The organism is Pseudoalteromonas sp. 19-MNA-CIBAN-0066, from assembly GCF_040308705.1.
GTDB lineage: Bacteria > Pseudomonadota > Gammaproteobacteria > Enterobacterales > Alteromonadaceae > Pseudoalteromonas > Pseudoalteromonas nigrifaciens.
The window spans coordinates 51,966-71,342 of the sequence record NZ_JBEONZ010000003.1 but is presented as its reverse complement, the minus strand read 5'-3'; the positions used below and the strand labels follow the sequence as shown (position 1 = coordinate 71,342).

The window sequence follows — 19,377 nt, the reverse complement described above, 5'->3', positions numbered from 1 at the left end:
TAATCATCTTAATTAGATTTGATTTCGTCGTTTTCTTCGCGCTTATAAATGTAAGTTTGCTGGGTTTTAAAACCAAAGCCTAGCGCCTTATCTTTTACGAGTTGTATTTTCCCGTTAACAACTTTTAATCCTGGCCCTGTTATTTCAAGTGGTTGCAGCGGGTTTTCTGCATCCTCACCTTTAATACCCGGGCCAATTAAATAAAACTGACTTTTCACTTCCTCTTCAGGGTTATCATCACACACTCCATTACCATCACTATCTGCGCACGATGAACCAAAGTATAATTGTGGAGTATCAGGTACTTCATTACTTGTATCAAACTTAAGTTTATCATATACCTTAGTTCCATAATGAAGATGAAAAGCATAGAGTGAACCGCCACCACCACTAAGTGAGCACTGGTTTTTTGTAGAGGAGTCTGAAGCGGGTGTAAATGAGGTAAAATAAGCAACCCCACCCACAACTGTAGCAGCTGCTAATGACTTTTCCCCTATAGCTAGTTCATATCGCCAACCTTTTTTTAAGGCCAAATCAGCTTCTAATTTAATAAAACCGTCGACATTATTTAGAGAACTACTAAATTTATTATCATTCATCACCATTAAGTTTTCGGGGTTTATAGGTGTAGGCTCTTTATCTGTAAAAGATTGTGTAACTGTATTCTCGTCTCTTATCATAAACAACTGATCTGCTGTTTCAGCGTCATTGGGGTTTGTTCTTTTACCACTACCGATGACAACTGCATCATATGGAGAGTCTAAACGAGTGGTAACTCCTCCTTTTATTGTAACTTTGCTAAACATAGTTCGGGCTACTACTGGCTTGTAAAAAAAACGTCTATCTGCTCCCTCTCCTAGCTCAGCCACTTTATGGTGGCTAAATTCATTTATATCATCACTAGGCATATCAATGCGCCAAACATTCCCTCCTGTATCTGCTGCATATATTCTATCAATATAGCCATCATAATCAGAATCCAATAACGTAACATCTGCTGCAATACTATGCTTACCTTTAAAATCATCGTCATCTAATAGTGACCAAAAATTCTTATCTTCTGCATTATTTGGAGCATTTGGAGCATTTGGAGCATTTGGAGCATTTGGAGCATTTGCATCAACAATATACACATTATTACCAACAGAATCTGGCCCAGAGCTTGCGTCTTTATTTTCATCATACCCGCCTCCAAAAACTAATACTGGTTTATCGCCAAACGCTTTAATAAATGCCACTTGTGGCTTAGACCACGTTTGGCCAAGCTTAGTAAACTTTCCCTCACCACCTTGTATCGTCCATTTTAGTTTAGGATTATCTGGGTCAGTGATATTAAAGCCGTAATAGTTTCTACCACCACGTCGCATGCCAGCAAACGCCCACACTTTCTCTTTCTTCCTAGCATCAATAATTCCAGTTCCACTATCGCCATCATCGCTAACTAGGCTTTCATTTTTAGAGTACACACTTATTGGTCCGTCCATGCCGTACTTTTTACCCGAGTCTTTTTCTCGAAGTGGTTTAAGAATATTAAAAAGTGCAGAGGGTATAAATGCCCAACTTTCTTTAACTTCATTGTTCACATCATCATCTTTAAACATATGTAAAAAACCAGCGTTTGTGCCAATTAAAATACGAATGTCGTTGTTACCATAATCAATTGCGACAGGTTTTGAATGTAATGGGTCTCCAAAAATATCGTTACGAACAGATGAGGGTGAATTACTATTACCAACGTCTACACCACGAGCCCAATTTATAAGCTCTTCGAACTCACCTACCTCAACTTTGCTGATTTCATCAGAAAAGTAAGGTACATCATCACCCTCGTCCAATTTTTTTATACCTAACCGACATGCAAGGCTATCGTCGCTATCGTCGCTATCGTCGCAATCGTGAATAAAATATCCCATATCAGTAAATATTTGACGGTCATCAATATTATCTTTAGACATATCGGCTAGCATGCCATTTACACCACCACTTTTAACCGAACTCCCATCTGCTGAGTTATCAACTGACCAGAATGTTTTTGCATCATTCAAAATCACCCCATCACTATTAAGCGCTAGCTTTAATGATGAATCAATAATATCGTTACCAGACACTTTCAACTTTTTTAAATTACCCCGCCACCGCGTGCTGCTATCGGGATAAAACATAGCTAAATATATAGAATCTCGGCTACGAGTTTGGTCAACATTATTACTTGCAAAAGACGGCGAAATAAAAGTACTGTTTTCTTCTCTAATTTGTGAAATAGTATTTTTAAGTGCAGAGGAAAGAGTCGCAGCTGTTTTTGCTTCGAAATAATCTCCTCCACCAACTTCAGCTGCTTCCTCTAAAAGCTTAAGGGCATTTTCACCCATCCCCCCTCCGAAGCCAATAGTAAATAGCCTAGCAGTATCAATTACATCGGGCGTCTCCGAAAATAAATCCACTGAAGTATTATCAGTACCATGTAATATTTTTGCTAATGCTACCAAGTAACTTTTATAGCTCCCAAAAGAGCTAGCTTCACTTTTAAATATACCTTTATAAGTTTTTTCTATGCTATTATCTGCTTCCTCATCATTTTGAGGCTCACCATCTGTCATTAAAATAATGTTAATAGAGTTGTCACAGCGCAGTTTTTCACTATCATCAGATATAAATGGCGATTTATAAACTTTCTTTATATCCGCTTTTGTATCTCTATCTTTAACCTTGCGTGCAAATTTAACATTGCTCCCTGTAATGTATAAATAAGCCTCCCATAAGGTTTCAGTTAAAGGGGTTGAACCATATGCAGGTAGCTCATCAACTTTATTTAATAAAGTCTTTTTATCAGTGCCTACTCTCGCAAGTACGTAGCCGCCACCAGGCTCATCATCTGCGTTATAATTAAAACGCATCAAGCCGAAATCAATATCTTCATTACCCTCAATTAAACTTTTTACAGCACTTTTCGCAACTTCAAGTCTTGTCTCATTTTCAACCTCATTAACACATTTGGGTTGATAATTATTGTTAGAATTACTGCCTACATTTATGTAGCATTGTTGATAATATTCATTGTAAGTGCTTTTACTTGCATAGCACTCTCCTAGACGTTCGTAGTCGTCATAATACCCATACCTCCAACTCCACCTTCGTACTTTTTTGAAACAACTTACACCCTCGTTTGACGAAATAATCTCTGTATCCATACTCCCTGACGTATCGAAAATAAAAAGAACACGTGGTTTTTCGTCAATTTCTGTGTTTTTATTTACATAAATCTCAATATCCTCAGCGTATGCCTGCATATTAATTACTGATGTAAAAAATAAAACTAGTGCTATATAAAGTTTAAGTTTCATCTTAAATTCCCTTACCTGTGCTAGCCATTTCTTGAGCTATACCTGTAACAATCGTCAGTGAATATTTCGTCTCATTAGCCGATGAATTTTTCGTCTCATTAGCCGATGAATTTTTAATCTTGGGGCCATAGTCTATAGTGGTAGCTACTTGCACCATATTGCAGGATACTCCTGCGGTAAAATTAAATCGGCGCGGGCATTCTAAATTGAGCGCCCCTTTATTTAAGTTAATCATTTTACTTTTCATGCCATTATGGTTAGCTATTAGCATGCCACTCTCATCGCCTGATGCAATGCTGGTTACTTCGTCTGGCGATAAAAAAAACTGATTGCCTGCTCCCTTATTTGCTTCGCCCGAAATCATCCGCTGCACTTCGCCAATTAACTCATTTTCAGCAACTTCTCGCTCTTGCGCTGCATTGGTAATTTTAATATCAATTGTACTACTGCTCATGAGGGTAACCGCAATACCAGTTACGGCTATTACCATAATTAATGCTGTTATAAGCACCACGCCCTGCTGTTTATTCGGTATATTTTTTAAATGCGCCATAAGTTAGCCCCCACATTATTTAAACGAATAGTGGTAGTAAATACCGTACGCCTGTAGTTATCGGTAAATGTTAGCTCTCGTTTATCGCTACCTTCACCCAGTATATATGTTTGATTTTTAATTTTAACTCCAGGATCGGGTTGCAACGCTCTAATCAATAAAAATAGCTGTACTGTTAAAATACCTTTTCGATTTTCCCAATCAGTAGGGTTCATGTCTTTAATGCTGCGGTAAGTATCTACTCGGCTATCATTGGTAGTGTCTAAGCCAAATACAAAGCGCATGTTTTCAACACCCTCCATAATTATTTCTTCCTCCATGCTATCACCCAACAAACGTTGTCGTTTTAGAATGGGTACTTTAAATTTTTTATTGTTGACAACATATTCTTGCTCAGATATGTAATATACATGATGACTATAGGGCCACACTGTCGTATTTATATTTAATGTACTTTGATCAACAACTCCGCGTACAAATTGTGCTTGCTCTTGTTCGGCAATAAAATAGTTTTGATTTATTTGTGTTTCATTAGTCCCTGCCTCTACCGTAAGCTGATTTCCTTGTAAAAATTTTAGCTGTAAAATATCGGTATTTTTAATTGCATCTTCAATGCATTTAAGCTCTTTAGGATCTTTAGGATCTTTAGTGCCCTCTGCTTTTTTAGCATATATAGTTCTAAAATTGCTACTACTGGTTAAATCTGGGAAACTGCCGTTATTAGCCCCCTCAGAGCAATCACCTGTAGTCGTTGCAGAAACGGTTGTATTTGCTGCAGTGAACGAGTCATCATAAAATGTACCCCAAAAACCAATTTGCTCAATATCGCGCTGCATTATATTAATTGCTAAACGTCCTGACTCTTGAAGCTCACCAATTGTCATAGTGTCTTTTGTGGTTACTTTCATACTAATAAAAGTAAACATAACACCGCCGAGGATCAAGCCACCAATAAATAGTGAAATCATTACTTCTATGAGCGTAAAACCTGTTTGTTTCATGCTAGCTCCTCACATAAATATAGCTAGTTAATACCACTAATCGACGTTTATTGTTAGGGTCATCACCACAGGTAACTTTTCCTGTATCTGTGTTTGCTGTAAATTCTTGCCGCCCTTGCCATGATATAATTACCTCAATATTGAATCCTTTCCCGCCAGTGCGATCTTCTGAGGTAGACTTTATACATATGGTGGCATCATCTAAAGAGCCTGTATTATTACGTGCGCTAATAGCGCGCTTCCATTGCACGACATCCAAACCCACTATACCTTCGGAGCCACAGCTACTATTAAAACAAGCTGATGATATAGACAGTTTAGAATCACTTTTTATTGATTTTCTATCTTCATCGTTATAAGAGCCATAAAGCTTAATTGATGCAATGGTATCGTTTGCTCGAATACGCTGAATAATGTCGTTACCTAACGCCACAGCGGCGGCGCGCTGCATAGAGTCAAAACTGGCTTGTTTGGCTTTTGCTTGCAGTGCAACGGCGCCTAACAAACCAAAGCTGAGGATGATAAAAGCAATAAGTACTTCTATTAAAGTGAAGCCTTTGCGTCGCTTAATTGGGTGTGAATGCATAATAAAACCAAATAAATATTATCTGATTATAAGTGTATGCAAATAAAATATAGATTCAAGAACTACTAAGACTAACGGTTGATTTTGTTGATAGACGGTTAATAAACACTGTTTTTGCCAAAATAGCTTTATAGTAAATGAGTTAACACAAGGTAGATTTAACTGTTTTTAGCTCGCGGCGACTAACCGCTAACAGCTCTTGGCAATTTTGTAGTTCAATAGCATGGCTACCGCTACTTAATGAGTGCAGAGCAACCACCTTATTTTTATTTACTAACGTATTGCGGTGTACTCTTAAAACATGTGTGGGATAAAGGGTTTCTAATTGTTTTAAACTTTGCTCTATAAGCGCACTGCCCCCTTTAAATACCATTTTTGTATATTTTTCTTCAGCAGCAAAATAATAAATACACTCCATTTCTATACTTTTTAATGTGCCCGCGAGCTGATACGTAATTTTTGTTGTTTGTTGTTTTTGTATATGTACTTTATTTAAGCGCCCAAGTTGTTCAACTACTTTTTGTAATGATTGCGCCGATACAGGCTTTACCAAATAACCCGCCGCATTTAATTGCAATGCGTCTAGCGCGTGCTCAGGGTGGGCGGTAATAAATACTATGGCGGGTGGAACTGCAAGTTTGTTAAGCTCACTTGCTACCTCCAAGCCATTAATACCCGGCATATCAACATCTAAAAACACTAAGTCAGGCTGGTTTACTTTACTTAACGCAAGTGCTTCTGTGCCATTGCTCGCTTCATTTTGTACAACTATATTTTGAGCCGCCAATAAACGTACTAAACGCGCTCTAGCTAAGGGTTCATCATCAACAATAATTACATTCATAATTGACTCTCAATATGTTTAGGGATCACTACTTTCACTCTAAATACGCCATTTTTATTAGCAATAGTGAGCTGCGCTTTACCCTTGTAATAAATATTAAGTCGTTGGCGAATATTTTCCAGCGCCATGCCGTTACTTGGCCGAATATTAGTGGTTGCCACGGCTATTGGGTTAGTGACTATAATAGTTAAATAGCCACTTGTAACATGCAGCTCAACTTTAATGACAGCGCCTGTTTCGCTAGGCTCTACGCCATGGCACACGGCATTTTCAATTAAAGGCTGCAAAGTTAAACAGGGAATATTAAGCGCGGGAAGCTCATTGGGTATTTGCCAATCAAGCTTTAAGCGGTTACCAAAACGCCATGCTTCTAGTGCAACATATTGCTTGCTAAGGGTTATTTCGTCCTCTAATGGCACACTTTGCCCTGAGCGCATTGCCGCTTGCGATAAGGCGGCTAAGGCTAAAATAGCCTGCTCAGCTGCGGTTGCATCATGATGGGTAAGCTCTGCAGCGGTATTTAAACTGTTATATAAAAAGTGTGGGCGAATACGTGCTTGTAATGCATCAAGCTCTGCGCGGGCAAGCGCTTTAGTTTGCTGCTCTTTTTCAAAATAAATTAATAAAAACTGGACGAATAAAGCAGTCAGTAAAGCCACTATAATACAATTACGAAGTATGAAATAAATTAGGCTATTTGTATCATCTATATCAAAAGCAAAATGAGAGAATAAAATACTAAAAATGCATGTAGATAATAAAAAAAAGACAAAAAACAAACTTAACTGAAAAGTTTGAGTACGTTTTTGTAAGAAAAATCTACAGAAGTATAAAGAAGAGGTACTGACTAACACTATTAAGTGTAAAAATAAGCTTATTATTCCAAGGCGAAGCCAAATATCACCTTCTACATTGGGTGCAAAAGCCAGAACAATAGCAACAACTTGCGATACAACTAACGAGGCAAGTACGCCTCGCTCATTAAAAAGAGCCGAAAAAAGCAACCCATCCACTTGTGGCGATTTGCTCATAACGGCTCCCTTTTAAGCTAATTAATTAAATATATATTTAATTTAGATTAGCGCAGCTCAATAGGAACAGCAAATACAATGTTCTCTTCTTCGCCAGGATTTTCAGTAACTTGATTGCCACCTAGTTCTTTTAAGCGGGTTATAACCTGTTGCACTAACACTTCAGGTGCAGATGCTCCTGCGGTTACCCCAACAGCATTAATACCAGTAAACCATGACTCTTGCACGTTTGTGGCATCGTCAATTAAATAAGCTTTAGTGCCCATTTTATCGGCAAGTTCACGCAAACGATTTGAGTTAGAGCTGTTTTTAGCGCCAACCACTAACAACACGTCTACTTTGTCGGCTAAGTCGCGAACGGCGTCTTGACGATTTTGCGTTGCATAACAAATATCATCTTTGCGCGGCCCATCAATAGCAGGGAACTTAGCGCGCAGCGCATCAATTACATCAGCAGTATCATCTACCGAGAGGGTTGTTTGACTGCAGTAAAATAAGTTGTCAGCATTTTTTACATTCAACTTAGCTACGTCTTCTACGGTTTCTACCAGGTAAATACCGCCGTCGTCATTGCCATACTGCCCCATGGTGCCCTCAACTTCTGGGTGTCCTTGGTGGCCAATTAAAATACACTCTATGCCTTTGCGGCTCGCACGGGTTACTTCCATATGTACTTTAGTAACCAGTGGGCAGGTCGCATCAAATATTTTTAAGTCACGACGCTTTGCTTCGGTGCGTACCGCTTGCGATACGCCATGCGCACTAAATATAACTATGCTGTCGTCAGGTATCTGATCAAGCTCTTCGACAAATACCGCACCGCGGCTTTTTAAGCCGTCAACCACATAGCGGTTATGCACCACTTCGTGGCGTACGTAAATTGGCTTTTCAAAAATATCTAAAGCGCGCTCAACAATACTAATAGCGCGATCAACCCCTGCGCAAAAGCCTCGTGGGTTGGCTAGTAATATTTCCATTAACCTTGCACCTCAATAATATCTACTTCAAAGGTTAAACGCTGACCCGCTAACGGATGATTAAAATCAATCGTTACCGACTCGCCTTGCACTTCGCGTACTAAACCCGGAAGCTCGGTACCATCAGGCTGAGTAAACGCTATTATAGCGCCTACTTTAGCTGGGGTTTCTGGGCCAAATTTACTGCGATCAACATAGTAAATGTTATCTGGATTTGGCTGACCAAATGCATCTTCTGGTTCTAGCTCAAAGGTTTTGCTCTCACCTGCGTTTAAGCCTAATAAGCACTTTTCAAAGTTAGCTGTTAAGCTACCATCGCCCATAGTTAATTTAGCAGGCTTGTTATGCACTTTAGTTGAGTCGGCAGCAGAGCCATCTTCTAACTTAATAGAAAAATGAAAAATAACCTGTGAGTTTTCACCAATTACAGCTTGGCTCATGCTTTATGCTCCTTCGGACTTTCGCCTGTAAAGGCGTCAAATAATAATAATGCTGCACCAATACAAATAGCGCAATCTGCAACATTAAATACCGGAAAATGTGAGTTTTTATAAAATACGTGTATAAAGTCAATTACATAACCGTATGCAATACGGTCGTATAAGTTACCAATTGCACCGGCAAGTACCAATGAATAGGCAGCGCATAATACTTTATTAGTTGCTGGCAGGCGTTTTAACCACCACACCAGCAATCCACTAATAGCAATTGCAATAGCACTTAAAAACCAACGTTGCCAACCACCTGCATCACTTAAAAAACTATAAGCTGCACCGTAATTATGTACATAAGTAATACTAAAAACAGGCAGTAAATTAATCGACTCTTGATAAGCCATACTACTTACAACAAGTGTTTTACTAGCAAAGTCTACTACTAACAGCAGTAGACTTAACCATAGCCACACTAAACCACTTTTTTGGGCTAGTTTGCTCACTAATTAACTCCTAAGCGAATTGACGTTGCTCGCCTTCACCGTCAACATTGCTTACACAACGTCCACAAATTTCAGGGTGAGCAGGCTCAACACCTACATCAGCGCTATAATGCCAACAACGCTCACACTTTTGTGCGTCGGTTGCAGCAACACTAATATAAAGACCATCAATTTCGGTAGTTTGTGTATCTGCCGGCTGGCTATCAACTTCGGTTACGTTTACTGCAGATGTTAAAAATACAAAACGCAGCTCGTCGCCAAGTGCTAATAATTTAGCTGCGAGCGCTTTGCCTGTATATAAATTAACAGTTGCTTGGAGCGTTGCACCAATCACTTCTTCTTTACGTGCAGCTTCTAATAGGCGGTTTACTTCATCGCGCACTGTTAGAATTTCTAACCAATCATCGTTACTAAATTGGCTGTTAGTAGGAGCTTGTAAGCCTTCGTACCAGGTTGATGTAAATACGTAGTCACTACGCTCACCCGGTAATGCTTCCCAAATTTCTTGAGCAGTAAAGCTCATAATTGGTGCCATCCAACGCGTCATTGCTTCAGCAATATGGTACAGCGCTGTTTGACAAGAACGACGTGCGTGGCTGTCACTCTTAGCTGTGTATTGGCGGTCTTTAATTACGTCTAAATAGAACGAGCCAAGCTCACCGGTACAAAAGTTCATTAGCTTTTGCGTTACTAACAGCATTTGGTAGCTATCGTAGGCAGCTAAAATTTCTGTTTGTAATTGTGCTGCACGGCCAACAATCCACTTATCAAGCTCAACCATATCATTAACAGCTACTTGATCTGTTTTTGGATCAAAGCCATTTAGGTTAGCTAATAAGTAACGACTAGTGTTACGAATTCGGCGATAACGATCTGCTGAGCGGTTAAATATTTCATCCGATACCGTCATTTCTGCAGTGTAATCGGTAGAGGCAACCCACAAGCGTAAAATATCGGCGCCTAGTTTATTCATCACATTTTGTGGTGAAATAACATTACCTAACGACTTAGACATTTTACGACCGTTTTCATCAACGGTAAAACCATGAGTAAGTACTTGGCGGTACGGTGCATGGCCGTTAATAGCGACCGATGTCATCATAGACGACATAAACCAACCCCGATGCTGATCAGAACCTTCAAGGTATAAATCGGCAGGACCAGTTAAGTCTTCACGCGCATCAACAACACACGCATGCGATACGCCCGAGTCAAACCATACATCGAGAGTGTCTTGCACTTTCATGTATTGCTTAGCATCTTCTTCACCTAACAGTGTCGCTGGGTCTAAATCGTACCATGCTTGAATACCTGACTTTTCAACCAATTGTGCTGCTTGTTCAATTAACTCTTGCGTATTTGGATGAATAGCACCGGTGTCTTTATCAGCAAACAATGCAATTGGTACACCCCAAGTACGTTGGCGTGATATACACCAATCTGGACGGCCCTCAACCATGTTTGCAATGCGGCTTTCGCCCCACTCTGGTAACCACTGCGTGTTTTTAATTTCGTTTAATGAATCTTGACGCAAATTAGCCTGATCCATACTAATAAACCACTGTGGTGTAGCACGGAAAATAATTGGCGTTTTATGACGCCAGCAATGTGGATAACTATGCGTAATAGCATGGTGATGCATTAATGCGCCATGCTCTTTAAGCACTTCAACAATGCTCGCGTTAGCTTTAAACACATGCTGACCGGCAAATAACTCAGTGTCTGGTAAGTACACACCATTTGCGCCAACCGGGTTAGCCACTTCTAGTTTGTATTCAAGTCCAGCCACGAAATCTTCTTGACCATGCCCTGGAGCCGTATGTACAACACCCGTACCTGAGTCGGTCGTAACATGTTCAGCTACAATTACAGGAACACTAAAGTCATAAAAAGGGTGTGCTACTTGTAAATTTTCAAGCGCCGCACCTTTAACATAACCTAATACATGAAAGTTATTAAAACCAAAACGGTCCATTGCATCTTTAACGAGCTCAGAGCCTAAAATTAAGCGTTGCTGCTTACCTTCATCTTCAACTTGTACTAGTGCATATTCTAATTCTGCATGTACTGCTACTGCTCGGTTAGCAGGCAGCGTCCACGGGGTGGTAGTCCAAATAACAGTACCAACTTTACCTGTACCTTTATGACCATCGGCTAAATCAAACGCACTTACTACTGCGTCTTGGTCGTTAAAAATAAAGCGTACGTCTATTGCTGGTGATTGCTTATCTTGGTATTCAACTTCGGCTTCGGCTAAAGCAGAACCACAATCTGTACACCAATGCACAGGCTTAGCACCTTTATGTAAATGGCCTTTTTCAATAATACGACCAAGTACACGAATAGCATTCGCTTCAAAATCAAAGTTCATGGTTAAGTAAGGCTTGTCCCAATCGGCAAATACACCTAAACGTTTAAAGTCGACCTTTTGACCTTCAACTTGCTTTTTAGCGTATGCACGGCACTTTTCGCGAAACTCGCTCGCGGTTACTTTAACGCCTGGCTTGCCAACTTTTTTCTCAACCATTAACTCTATTGGTAAACCATGGCAATCCCAACCAGGTACTAATGGCGAGTCAAAGTCAGATAAGGTTTTAGACTTAACAATAATATCTTTTAATATTTTATTTACTGAATGGCCTAAATGGATATCGCCGTTTGCATACGGAGGTCCATCATGCAAAATAAAGGTTTTTTTACCTTTTTTAGCACTGCGAATTTGACCATATAGGTCGTCTTCATACCATGCTTTTAGCATTTTTGGTTCACGTTGTGCCAAATTGCCACGCATTGGAAACGGTGTTTCCGGTAAGTTCAAAGTATGTTTATAGTCGCTCATTAATCCTACATTCCGTATCTATCGGCTACCTAATTTAAACCAAAACACTGTTTAGCGGCGGCAACGTCAGTTGCTATTTGCGCCGTTAATTGTGTTAATGTCTCGAATTTTTTCTCATCGCGGAGTTTTTTAATCAACTCCACATGCATAAATTGTCCATAAATGTCTTGTGCAAAATCAAAAAGATGAACTTCTAATAAGGCACGAGTTCCATTAAAAGTGGGCTTATTGCCTATATTGGCAACCCCATAAACTTGTTTCCCTGCTACGGTTGCTTGCACAGCAAACACCCCATTTACCGGGCAAACTTGACGTTTAAGCGCTATATTTGCGGTTCTAAAACCCAGCTCTCGGCCACGTTTCCAACCATGTATAACACGCCCCGAAATGGCATAGTTGTGACCAAGCATTACCTTTGCAGTGCTTAAATCACCAGCGGCAAGCGCTTCACGAATTAAAGTACTGCTTACTCTAGCATTTAATTGGCGAAAACTCGCGGTGCTTTTAACATCCATGCTCGCTTGTTTGCCCATACTTACTAGTAAGTCAAAATTACCCTGTCGCTGCTTGCCAAATCTAAAATCATCACCAACCGTTAATGCTTTAACGCCTAGCTTTTTAATTAAAATATCACTAACAAATTGCTCTGCATGCATATTTGCAAATTGCTGATTAAAGCTAATACAAATAACTCGTTCAATACCTAACTCGCTGAGCAGTAGCAGTTTATCTCGTAAGCGAGTTAAACGCGCTGGCGCATTACTTTTAGCAAAAAACTCTTGTGGTTGAGGCTCAAACAACATTACCGTACTAGGTAAATTATTTGCTTTAGCATCAATAAGTAAGCCTTTTAATACTTCAGCATGACCTAAGTGAACACCATCAAAATTACCAATAGTAAGCACACAACCAAAATGTTGTGAGCGAATATTGTGTATACCTCTAATTAACTCCATGCCACCCAATGCCTTTTTAAGCGAGTTATTAATTCACAACTCAAAATTGAATGAAGTTGCAGAGTTGCCGATTATAATCTTTTTTTTAGTTCGATTCAGTAATTGCTACACTTTTTATCGTATTTAGTCGCACACCCATCAAAAATAACAGCGTAAAGTAACTTAACCCTGCAATTGCTAGCAACACTAGGAGTAAAATAACCTGTTCGCTAAAGTGCCAAGTCGTCCAACTATACTGCTCGCTGGTAAACCAAACCAGTAACCCCATAACAATACTTGCAACAAAGCATTTAAGGGTAAAATATAAGCTCATTGACGAAAACTGATACACATTTTCTTTTTTAAGCTGCCTGTAAAGCAAAAATGCATTACAACTTGCCGACATTGAAGTAGCTAATGCCAATCCTAAATAGCCAATAAAAGGCGCAAGCATTATATTAAACACCATATTAAGTACCAAGGTAATAATACCAATGCGCACTGGGGTTTTAGTATCTTGGCGGGCGTAAAATCCAGGGGCTAATACCTTTATTAGCATAAAGCTGACTAAACCAACCGAATAAGCCATTACCCCTAAGCTCACCGCTTTAACATGATCAATCCCCGCTTCTTTAAATGCACCATGATCAAACAACACAGTAATAATAAGTGGGCTAATAATCATTAACCCTATCATAGCAGGCAGGCCCAAAAATATTACAAAACGCACCCCCCAATCTAAGGTATGCTGAAAATCACTGCTTTTTTTACTACTGTGTAATTTTGACAGTGCCGGTAAAATAACCGTTGCTATACCAATACCAAATAATCCCAGCGGAAACTCTATTAAACGGTCTGAGTAATACAACCAAGCAATTGAGCCGGTCATGAGTAATGAAGCAATAACGGTATCGAGCAATAAGTTTATTTGGCTAATAGAGACCCCAAACAAAGCAGGCAGCATTAATTTACGTACTTTTTTTACATTTTCGTCTTGCCAAGCCCAGCGCGGGCGCGCCAACATTTTTGCCCGATATAAAAAAGGTAACTGAAACAGTAACTGCACCACACCACCAATAAATACACCGATAGCTAATGCATAAGCACCTACCGAAAATTGGTCATGTAAAAAAATAGCACACAAAATAATAGATATATTTAATAACACTGGGGTAAACGCAGCCACAGCAAAGCGGTTATATACATTCATAACCGCCCCACTTAGCGCCACAAGGCTTACAAAAAACAAATACGGAAATGTCAGCTTTAATAATGCACTGGCAAGTTCAAACTTTTCGCCATCAGGGCCACCTTGCCACCAATCTATAAACCAACCTGTGCCAAATAGTGCAGCAATAACCGGAGATGCAACCACACCTACAATTGTCACTATTAATAAAATAGTGCCTAAGGTTCCTGCTGCTTGCGCAACAAAAAGTTTAACCTTGTCGTCGCCTTGCTGCTCTTTTATTTCGCTTAATACAGGTACAAATGCTTGAGCAAACGCACCTTCTGCAAATAAACGACGTAAAAAGTTAGGAATTCGATTAGCAAACAAAAAAACATCGGCCGCAGCACCGGCTCCCAGGAGGTTTGCAACAACCGCATCGCGAACTAACCCTAAAATACGCGATATCATTGTCATACAAGTAACAATCATACCGGAGCGAAATAAACCTTTTGACACCGCAAACCCACACTAAAAATTATTAAGATAAGTAATTATGCCATAGTCTTTTTTATAAATCGCTTTAAAGCACTAGGCTGAATCCTCATGCTTTGTTACAATGTCGATATTAACTGCTAGAGCGGCAAATTGATGTTCGTTATAAGGAGCAGTTTTTCTTGGATTGTCAAAATTAAATTGACATTCATGATAAAAACAGGCATATTCCACGGCCTTTAATTTAAGCTTTATTTAAGATTGTTAGGAGCAAACCTTGGCTAACATCAAGTCTGCAAAAAAACGCGCTATTACAAGCGAAAAAAACCGTCAGCACAACGCAAGTCGTCGTTCAATGATGCGTACTTACTTCAAAAAAGTAATCGTAGCTATTGAAGCTGGTGATAAAGAAGCTGCACAGCAAGCTTTTTCTGTTGCTACACCTATCCTAGACCGTTACGCAACTAAGGGTCTAATTCACAAAAACAAAGCTGCTCGTCATAAGAGCCGCATAGCTGCTAAAATTAAAGCACTATAATTTGTTTTTGCAAGAATATAAAAACCGGCCTTGGCCGGTTTTTTTTTGCTTTATATTTAATATTTACAGCATTAAACAGGTATGTAGCCAATTCACACAGCACCATCATCACATATTCTTATTTAGGGCAGTTGCGCTTAAATAAGCGCTTTTAATAAAATGGCGCGTAAGTTATTAAACCCCTTCTAGCTCAGGATAAAACTTTTTCAGCATAGCTGCTATTTTTTTAGGAGAGAAAGGCTTTACCACAAAACCTTTAGCCCCTTTATCAATTGCATCTTTTATATTTTCAACCCCTGAGTGCGCCGACACCATAACCACGTTTGTTTCTGGGTTCAGTTGATTAATTTGCTCAATTAACTCTTTACCATCGCCATCAGGTAACTCTATATCTAAAAAAATCATGTTATAATTTGCAGCACGACACTCATTAATACATTGTGCGGCAGTTGATGCTTCTTTTACGTTTTCTATGCCTAAATGCATCAATGTTTGGCTTAAAAAGCTGCGCACAGTACTAACGTCATCAACGATTAAAATTGCAAGCTGTGTGTTCATATTTGATCCTTATAGGCTAAAAGCAATGTTTGCAAATGCTATCATTTGCTTTAAATACAGTTATTTATTATAGAGAACTACACCAAAAAGGCCAGATTTGCTTTATGTCTACAAATACAAAAAAACAATCATTACTAGGTAAAGCACCTAGAAGTACAAAAACAACAAAAAACAAGCAAAACCGCAGTACGGCTACAAAGCCTAATAATATTAAACAAAGTGCTAATACAAGCGCTAACAATAAAGCAGCGCAAAAGTCTAAAAGCAGCTTGCTGGCCACGCTTGGACTATTACTATTTATAATAATTATAATCCCTAAGCCTACACTGCTTAGTTATCATAAATTAGGTATGGTGAGTAATAGCATTTATTGGCCTGGGGTATTTGGTTACGGCGCAACGCTCCTCGATTCAAACTTACAGCCACAGCTAGACAGTAAGCGTAAGGCACTTTATTTATGTACTGATACGGTTAACTCAAAAAGCTGTCAAAAATATAAAGTAATTGCCGATAATGGAATTATTGCGGCAATAAAAGCTTACTTTTAGCATTAAAAAAACTAATCTGAAAATTTAAAATTACTTGGTTGAAAGGTGTGCAAAAGATCAACATAATGGCGCTCCTTTTTTCAACAAATGAACTATTGAAACTACCATGCTGAACGAGCTAGATTGGCTTTTAAACACGATATTACTTGCACTAGGTTTAGGTGCATTCTTTATTAACCAAGTCACATTACTGCGTATTGCCGCGGTTAGTGCCTGTGGTTTGCTATTTTTATCATTTAGCTTAGATCTTATGTCGTCGAGTATTGTTTCGAATATGAGTTTGGTGTTAATCAATACATTTTATTTGTTTAAAGTTTATACTTTTGGGCAATTTACTGTAACCCAAAATTAAGCACTTCTCCTTAGAATATTTTATAGCCCAGCTTAGCTGGGCTTTTTTTTGCCTAATATTTAACAACCAAGCTGATTGCAGCTACTGCTAACTCATTACGATAGTTAACTGCAACTGAATTAACGCCGTATAGTTACTACTTTACAACTAAAAAAGAGCCTAGTTGGCTCTTTTGCTGCTTAGCATCTCTATATTTTGTGCCTTAGCTTAATATAGGCGGCCTTTTATCTGCCCACGGAGCGGCTTGCTCTAATTGCGCGGCCAGCGTAAGCAACTGCGCCTCACTGCCATACGCACCGGCAAACTGCACACCAATTGGCAAGCCATTCTTATTCCAATGCAGTGGCACCGACATTGCTGGTAAACCTGTCATATTAAATAACGCTGCAATGGGTGATGCTTTTAATACCTGTTGCACAAATGAGTCGTAGGGTTGATTTAAACTAAGTTCACCAATTTTTGGTGGTGGCGCTGTGGTCACTGGCGTCAAAATAAAGTCGTAGTCGTTAAAAAACACGTCAAAAGCTTGCCCGCCTTGATCAAAGGCACTGCGGGCGGCTAGCATTTGCTGAGCTGTAAATTCTTTAGCCCGCTGCAGGTGTCCCCAAACAATGGCTTCAAATTCGTTTTCGCGTGCTGCACGCCCTAGTTTTAATTCTCTAGCTTGTACCGCATTAAGCATACCGCTTGAAGTGGCTATGCCCATGCCGTTAAACATTTGCTCAAGTGGCAAGGTTGGCTGTGCTACTTCAACAATATGGCCTAAACTAGTCAGTAATTTAACGGTTTTATCTAAGGCGTCGCTACAATCTTGATGCACAGGGTAACCAAACGGATGGCTTTGCATTAATGCTATTTTAAGAGGCTTTGGTTTGGCGTTAACCGCAGCTAACATATTATCGTTGGGCAGGGTAACACGCGACCCTGGCTCTGCCCCTTGTGTTAGCTGCAGCAGCAATGCACTGTCGCGCACACTGCGGGTAAGCGCATGATGAACCGATAACCCCATTGAGCTTTCTAAGTTAGTGGGGCCAGATGCCACCCGGCCACGGCTTGGTTTGAGCCCAAATAGTCCACAATGCGATGCAGGTATACGAATAGAGCCGCCACCATCGCTACCATGAGCTGCGGGTAAAATTCTCGCGGCAACCGCCACTGCAGAGCCTGCCGAGGAGCCACCACTGCTATAGCGGGTATCCCACGGGTTAAGCGTGTCGCCATGTAAGCTCGACTCACCTGTAGGCGTTTGACCAAACTCAGGACTGGTAAGCTTAGCCATAATATTTAGTCCCGCAGCTTGATAGCGATTAACTAAGGTTGAATTTTCAGCCACACGGTTATCTTTAAAAAAACGACAACCATTAGTGGTAATAGTACCGGCCATAGTTACGCCTAAATCTTTAAGCGCAAACGGCACTCCCAACAGCGGCGCGCTGGCCATTTTAGCTGTTCGCTGTGCAGTGCTTAATTGGTTTAACTTTTGTGCTTGCTCACGCGCTTGCTCAAAATGATTAACGGCTATCATATTAAGCGCAGCATTTGTTTCAAACCTTGCAATTGCACTGTCGGTTAATTCTAATGGGCTAATATCGCCTTGGCGTAATAAATCCGCCATGGTCGACATATCCCAACTGTCGTAGTCACCAAGCGGCTGTTTAGGAGTGTTTACTGTTGCAGCCGCCGATGCTTGGCTTGCAAGTGATAAACCTAGCATAGACGCACCACCAATTGCGCCGCACGCCTGTATAAGTCGTCGTCTATCTAAATCTATCTTAGTCATTATTTACTACCCCATACCTTTTGTGGTGCCACAGCTTGGGCATTTAATTGATCAATCACGCCGGCAATTTCATTTACATTTAAGCGTACGCCTTTATCAATAGTAGGCCCAGTGCGCCAGCCATCACATAATGAGATACGCCCGCCTTGCGTTTCAAATATTTGCCCTGTTACGGTAGATGATGCCTCACTGCCTAACCAAACAACCAGCGGCGCTACATTTTCCGGTGCCCAAGCATCAAAGCTATCATCTTCTGGCTTTTTCACTAGATCAGGCATTGCTGATTCGGTCATTGCGGTGCGTGCTGCCGGTGCCAATGCATTAGCAGTAATACCGTAACGCGCCAATTCCGACGCTTGTACTAAAGTAAGCGTAGCAACACCGCCTTTTGCCGCAGAATAGTTTGCTTGCCCTACCGAGCCTTGTAAGCCTGCGCCCGAGCTGGTGTTTATAATACGTGCAGCTACTGGGTTACCTGCTTTTGACTGATCGCGCCAGCGACGGCTTAAAATATTGGCTAAACAAAAGTGCCCTTTAAGGTGCACCCGCATTACCATATCCCAGGCGTCTTCATCTGAATTAACAAACATACCATCGCGCAGTACGCCGGCATTGTTAACTAGCACATGCACTTCGCCAAAAGCGGCAATGGCATCATCTACTATCTGCTGCGCCGTAGCCGTGGTAGTAATATCGCTGCTATTAGCAATTGCTTTACCGCCGGCAGTAATAATTTCATCAACCACTGCTTTTGCAGCATCAAGACGAATGTCGTTCACTACCACATTGGCGCCTTCTGCGGCAAAGGCAAGTGCATAAGCACGGCCTAATCCACCGCCACTTCCGGTAATAATAACTGTACGCTGTTGGCAAATACCCATACCTTTCTCCTTA

General features: G+C 40.3%; 18 protein-coding genes. 3 read left to right on the top strand and 15 right to left on the bottom strand.

All coding sequences use genetic code 11. The annotated features are described in order from the left end of the window. Positions 1-8: 8 nt before the first annotated feature. The 12 genes from AAEZ18_RS03120 to murJ all read right to left on the bottom strand — a co-directional run bounded on the left by AAEZ18_RS03120 (position 9) and on the right by murJ (position 14,689). Complete coding sequence (locus tag AAEZ18_RS03120) at positions 9-3,341, bottom strand: pilin biogenesis protein (protein WP_350593824.1); 3,333 nt, start codon at positions 3,339-3,341, stop codon at positions 9-11. A gap of 1 nt (position 3,342) precedes the next feature. Next, positions 3,343-3,894, bottom strand: coding sequence for a pilus assembly PilX family protein (locus tag AAEZ18_RS03115; protein WP_350593826.1), 552 nt, complete (start codon positions 3,892-3,894; stop codon positions 3,343-3,345). Continuing rightward, the gene (locus AAEZ18_RS03110; protein WP_350593829.1) at positions 3,882-4,895 is read right to left on the bottom strand and encodes a PilW family protein; all 1,014 of its coding nucleotides are present in this window, start codon (positions 4,893-4,895) and stop codon (positions 3,882-3,884) included. The genes AAEZ18_RS03115 and AAEZ18_RS03110 overlap by 13 nt, the downstream gene beginning before the upstream one ends. 1 nt (position 4,896) lies before the next feature. Further along, the gene (gene pilV / locus AAEZ18_RS03105) at positions 4,897-5,481 is read right to left on the bottom strand and encodes a type IV pilus modification protein PilV (RefSeq protein WP_350593830.1); all 585 of its coding nucleotides are present in this window, start codon (positions 5,479-5,481) and stop codon (positions 4,897-4,899) included. A 142-nt stretch (positions 5,482-5,623) separates the two neighbouring features. Continuing rightward, positions 5,624-6,325 carry a LytR/AlgR family response regulator transcription factor gene (locus AAEZ18_RS03100; RefSeq protein ID WP_182678537.1) on the bottom strand — a complete coding sequence of 234 codons (702 nt, stop codon included), beginning with the start codon at positions 6,323-6,325 and terminating at the stop codon, positions 5,624-5,626. Further along, positions 6,322-7,356: a sensor histidine kinase gene (locus tag AAEZ18_RS03095; protein ID WP_350593831.1), complete on the bottom strand. Its 1,035-nt coding sequence runs from the start codon at positions 7,354-7,356 to the stop codon at positions 6,322-6,324. The genes AAEZ18_RS03100 and AAEZ18_RS03095 overlap by 4 nt, the downstream gene beginning before the upstream one ends. Positions 7,357-7,403: 47 nt before the next feature. After that, positions 7,404-8,333 (bottom strand): 4-hydroxy-3-methylbut-2-enyl diphosphate reductase, encoded by a 930-nt coding sequence (gene ispH / locus AAEZ18_RS03090; RefSeq protein WP_182678540.1) that lies wholly within the window; start codon positions 8,331-8,333, stop codon positions 7,404-7,406. After that, positions 8,333-8,773, bottom strand: a complete 441-nt coding sequence (fkpB, locus tag AAEZ18_RS03085; protein WP_011327610.1) for an FKBP-type peptidyl-prolyl cis-trans isomerase — start codon at positions 8,771-8,773, stop codon at positions 8,333-8,335. Before fkpB ends, ispH begins: the two co-directional genes overlap by 1 nt. Then, positions 8,770-9,270, bottom strand: a complete 501-nt coding sequence (lspA, locus tag AAEZ18_RS03080; RefSeq protein ID WP_011327609.1) for a signal peptidase II — start codon at positions 9,268-9,270, stop codon at positions 8,770-8,772. The genes fkpB and lspA overlap by 4 nt, the downstream gene beginning before the upstream one ends. A gap of 10 nt (positions 9,271-9,280) precedes the next feature. Continuing rightward, the gene (ileS, locus tag AAEZ18_RS03075) at positions 9,281-12,109 is read right to left on the bottom strand and encodes an isoleucine--tRNA ligase (protein ID WP_089367921.1); all 2,829 of its coding nucleotides are present in this window, start codon (positions 12,107-12,109) and stop codon (positions 9,281-9,283) included. 29 nt (positions 12,110-12,138) lie between these two features. Further along, the gene (ribF, locus tag AAEZ18_RS03070) at positions 12,139-13,065 is read right to left on the bottom strand and encodes a bifunctional riboflavin kinase/FAD synthetase (protein WP_350593834.1); all 927 of its coding nucleotides are present in this window, start codon (positions 13,063-13,065) and stop codon (positions 12,139-12,141) included. A gap of 85 nt (positions 13,066-13,150) precedes the next feature. Further along, a complete protein-coding gene (gene murJ / locus AAEZ18_RS03065; protein WP_011327606.1) occupies positions 13,151-14,689 on the bottom strand; it encodes a murein biosynthesis integral membrane protein MurJ in 1,539 nt (512 codons plus the stop codon). 295 nt (positions 14,690-14,984) lie between these two features. On the opposite strand from murJ, the gene rpsT reads away from it, so the two are divergent. Further along, positions 14,985-15,245 carry a 30S ribosomal protein S20 gene (gene rpsT, locus AAEZ18_RS03060; protein WP_002958225.1) on the top strand — a complete coding sequence of 87 codons (261 nt, stop codon included), beginning with the start codon at positions 14,985-14,987 and terminating at the stop codon, positions 15,243-15,245. A 174-nt stretch (positions 15,246-15,419) separates the two neighbouring features. Here the strand turns inward: rpsT and AAEZ18_RS03055 are convergent, their stop codons facing one another. Further along, entirely contained in the window at positions 15,420-15,803 is a 384-nt protein-coding gene (locus AAEZ18_RS03055) for a response regulator (protein ID WP_350593838.1), read from the bottom strand. A 104-nt stretch (positions 15,804-15,907) separates the two neighbouring features. Here AAEZ18_RS03055 and AAEZ18_RS03050 point away from each other — a divergent pair, with 104 nt between their 5' ends. Then, positions 15,908-16,351 carry a hypothetical protein gene (locus tag AAEZ18_RS03050; RefSeq protein ID WP_182683967.1) on the top strand — a complete coding sequence of 148 codons (444 nt, stop codon included), beginning with the start codon at positions 15,908-15,910 and terminating at the stop codon, positions 16,349-16,351. A gap of 106 nt (positions 16,352-16,457) precedes the next feature. Next, complete coding sequence (locus AAEZ18_RS03045) at positions 16,458-16,703, top strand: hypothetical protein (protein WP_350593840.1); 246 nt, start codon at positions 16,458-16,460, stop codon at positions 16,701-16,703. Between the two features lie 202 nt (positions 16,704-16,905). On the opposite strand, the gene AAEZ18_RS03040 is transcribed toward AAEZ18_RS03045, so the two are convergent. Together AAEZ18_RS03040 and AAEZ18_RS03035 are read right to left on the bottom strand one after the other, a co-directional pair. Next, a complete protein-coding gene (locus AAEZ18_RS03040) occupies positions 16,906-18,483 on the bottom strand; it encodes an amidase (RefSeq protein WP_306287360.1) in 1,578 nt (525 codons plus the stop codon). Next, positions 18,483-19,364: an SDR family oxidoreductase gene (locus tag AAEZ18_RS03035; RefSeq protein ID WP_350544301.1), complete on the bottom strand. Its 882-nt coding sequence runs from the start codon at positions 19,362-19,364 to the stop codon at positions 18,483-18,485. Before AAEZ18_RS03035 ends, AAEZ18_RS03040 begins: the two co-directional genes overlap by 1 nt. Positions 19,365-19,377 lie beyond the last annotated feature (13 nt).